We start from the raw sequence: 900 nt of genomic DNA, 5'->3' as shown, positions 1-900 counted from the left end.
TGGAGTTGACCCGGTTCCGTGGACACATCATGCTTTGTGTTCAAGGAGTCACCAATGTCCAAAGTACGACCGCCCTACCCGGCGGAGTTCCGCCAGCAGATGGTCGAGTTGGTTCGAGCCGGCCGCTCACCTGCGCAGCTCTCGCGTGAGTTCGGCGTCACCGCCCAGTCCATCACCAACTGGGTCGGCCAAGCCGCCATTGATGAGGGCAAGCCCTTGCCCGGCAAGGAAGGCCTGACCACCGCCGAACGGGAAGAATTGGCGCGCTTGCGTCGGCAGTTGCGCCAGGTCCAGATGGAGCGAGACATCCTGGCAAAGGCTACGGCCTGGTTTGCCGGTCGCAGCGATGCGACATCCACGAAGTCTTCGGACTCGTGATGGCGAACCAGGCCGACCTCCCTGTGCGAACCATGTGCCGCGTACTCGGTGTCTCTGCCAGCGGGTTCTATGCCTGGCGAGAGCGTGCCCCGTCCCAGCGAAGCATCGCCAACGCAGTGATGACCGAGCGCATCCGCCAGATTCACCGGGACTCCTACGAGTCCTACGGCATGCCCCGGGTGCGAGCCGAGCTCATCGAGCAAGGCGTGAGCATCAGCCGCCAGCGGGTGGCCCGTCTCATGCGGGAAGCCCGTATCCACGGTATCAGCAAGCGCCGAGGCTTCACCATCACCACCCGTCGCGACAAGCGCCAGACCCCGGCCCATGACCTGGTCAACCGGCGGTTCCATGCCACTGGCCCGAACCAGCTTTGGGTGGCCGACATGACCTATGTGCCGACCTGGATGGGTTTCCTTTATCTGGCGGTGGTCATCGATGTCTGGAGCCGGCGCGTGGTGGGCTGGTCCATGGGTGAACGCATGACAGCCGAGCTGGTGCTCACCGCCTTGAACATGGCGCTGG

The 900-nt window shown here is 64.0% G+C and carries 1 pseudogene; it reads left to right on the top strand.

From position 1 onward, the window contains the following. Nucleotides 1-54: 54 nt before the first annotated feature. Nucleotides 55-900: pseudogene (locus ACFQNJ_RS19325) on the top strand (IS3 family transposase); the annotation flags it as partial.

It is taken from the genome of Hydrogenophaga bisanensis, assembly GCF_042665135.1.
Classification (GTDB): domain Bacteria; phylum Pseudomonadota; class Gammaproteobacteria; order Burkholderiales; family Burkholderiaceae_C; genus Hydrogenophaga; species Hydrogenophaga bisanensis.
The sequence above is the reverse complement of the archived record's forward strand: the minus strand, read 5'-3'. Positions and strand labels throughout refer to the sequence as shown.